Origin of the sequence: Streptomyces zinciresistens K42 (genome assembly GCF_000225525.1) — a bacterium.
Taxonomy (GTDB): domain Bacteria; phylum Actinomycetota; class Actinomycetes; order Streptomycetales; family Streptomycetaceae; genus Streptomyces; species Streptomyces zinciresistens.
On record NZ_AGBF01000410.1, the window covers coordinates 1 to 2,050 of the forward strand.

2 protein-coding genes are annotated in these 2,050 nt (G+C 77.1%); one reads left to right on the top strand and one right to left on the bottom strand.

Translation table 11 applies throughout. The features are described 5' to 3' along the window. Window positions 1-164: 164 nt before the first annotated feature. Window positions 165-1,127: an arsenic resistance protein gene (locus SZN_RS36825; protein WP_007506207.1), complete on the top strand. Its 963-nt coding sequence runs from the start codon at window positions 165-167 to the stop codon at window positions 1,125-1,127. 25 nt (window positions 1,128-1,152) lie between these two features. Here the strand turns inward: SZN_RS36825 and SZN_RS36830 are convergent, their stop codons facing one another. Then, window positions 1,153-1,701, bottom strand: a complete 549-nt coding sequence (locus tag SZN_RS36830; RefSeq protein WP_043735385.1) for a putative immunity protein — start codon at window positions 1,699-1,701, stop codon at window positions 1,153-1,155. Between the last annotated feature and the right edge of the window lie 349 nt (window positions 1,702-2,050).

Sequence of the window (2,050 nt, forward strand, 5' to 3'; positions counted from 1 at the left end):
GCGGGGCGGGACCGCGGGCGATCCCGCCCCGGGCCGCCCTGTGATGATGGGGGCGGGGCGGTCGCCACGGGCGGGGCGGTCGCCACGGGCGCGTACGCCCGTCCACGGTCAGGTGAGGAGCGGTACGGGTGTCACAGCGGGGACCACGGGGCCCGGTCGAGCGGATGGAGCACCACCAGGTCGCGGTCTACCTGGCGGCGATGGCCGCGGGGGCGGTGCTCGGGCTGGCCGCCCCGGCTGCCGGGCCGGGTCTGGAGCGGGCGATCAACCCGGTGCTCGGCGCGCTGCTGTTCGTCACCTTCCTCCAGGTCCCGGCGGCCGAACTGCTCCGCTCGCTGCGCGACGGCCGGTTCCTCGCGGCGACGCTGGTGGTGAACTTCGCGGTCGTCCCGCTCGTGGTCGCCGCGATGTTCGCGTTCCTCCCCGCCGACCAGGCCGTACGGCTCGGCGTCCTGCTGGTGCTGCTGTGCCCGTGCGTGGACTATGTGATCGTCTTCTCGGGTCTCGCGGGCGGGTCCAGCCGCCGCCTGCTGGCCGCGACCCCGCTGCTGCTGGTGGCGCAGATGGCGCTGCTGCCGCTGTACCTCTCCCTGTTCATGGGCCCGGGGCTGGGCGGCGTCGTCGAGGCCGGCCCGTTCCTGGCGGCGTTCCTGGTCCTGATCGTGCTTCCGCTGGCGCTGGCGTGGGGGCTTCAGGCGTGGGCCGCGCGCCGCCCGGCGGGCCGCGCGGTCTCGGGCGCGGCGACCACGGCGATGGTGCCGCTGATGGCCGCGACGCTGCTGGTCGTCGTCGCCTCCCAGGTCCCCGCGCTCGACGACGGCTTCGGTGACGTGGCCGCGGTGGTCCCGTTCTACGTGGTCTTCCTGCTGGTGATGGCGTTCGCGGGCCGGGCTGTCGCGCGCCTGTTCGGCCTTGACGCCCCGGCCGGGCGCGCCGTCGTGTTCACCGGCGCGACCCGCAACTCCCTGGTGGTGCTGCCCCTCGCCCTCGCCCTGCCGGACGACCTGGCCGTGGCCGCCGCCGTCGTGGTCACCCAGACCCTGGTCGAGGTGGTCGGCATGGTGGTCTACGTCCGCCTGGTGCCGCGGCTGCTCCCCGAACGGCGGGCCGCCGCGTCCGGCGGCTGACCCGGCCGGGGACCGCGGGCGCCGCTCAGGACGTGTGCCCCGGCCCGCGCAGCGACGTGTCCAGCGCGCTCATCAGACGGGCCACCCGGTTGCCGGCCGCGGGGGCGGCCGGGTAGCGGCCGAGCACCGCGACGAGCCGGGGACCGGCCATGCGGCGGGCCTGTTCGAGGCGCGCCGCGCCGACGCCGGGATCGCCGCCGGCGGCCAGCTCCGCCGCGCGTGCCGCGTGTGCCGCGGCGCCCAGGATGTGCCGGACCTGCGTCGGCCGGGCGAGGGGGTGGAGGTAGGCGGCGGCCGCCGCGTGCCCGGCGGCGATCGCCGCGTCCCGGGCGGCCTCGGTCACCGCCTCCTTGGCGGCCCGGTTGGCGGCGAGGGCCGCCGTGCGCTGGAGGTTGGTCCGCCGGGCTCCCCCGGCGAAGGTCCGCGCCGCCTCCAGCGCCGCCCGCGGCCGGTCGTCCCCGGGGTGGCCGTCCTCGAAGAGCGGCAGGACCTCCTCGGCGCAGTCCGCGGCGTATCGGGCGACCTCCCGGAGGTCCTCCGTGCTCAGCTCGATCTCTCCGGAATCCTGGGTCATGCCGGCCATCGTCGCAGACCGCCGCGACCGCGCGGCGGCCGGACGGGCGGAGGAAGGAGAGCGGAGGGCTGAGGACGGAGGACGGAGGACGGAGGGCTGAGGGCTGAGAACGGAGGGCAGAGGACGGAGCGCAGAGGACGGAGAGCTGCGGACGGAGAGCTGCGGGCGTGCGGCGTCCGGAAGAGCGCGGGTCCCTCGCGGCCCCTGTCCGCCCTGAGCGGCGCATCCGACCGGCCGTCACGTACTCGTACTGCCCCCACTCGGACCCGAAGTCCCCGGCGGCGCCGCTGGTCCAGGCGACGGCCGGCGGCGCGTCCCGCCACGCCCGCGGCCTCCGGTCGATGACGGT

Bases quoted from the DNA above. Each gene is read 5' to 3' on its own strand.
- SZN_RS36825 (WP_007506207.1), top strand. From the start codon at position 165: ATGGAGCACCACCAGGTCGCGGTCTACCTGGCGGCGATGGCCGCGGGG.
- SZN_RS36830 (WP_043735385.1), bottom strand. From the start codon at position 1,701: ATGACCCAGGATTCCGGAGAGATCGAGCTGAGCACGGAGGACCTCCGG.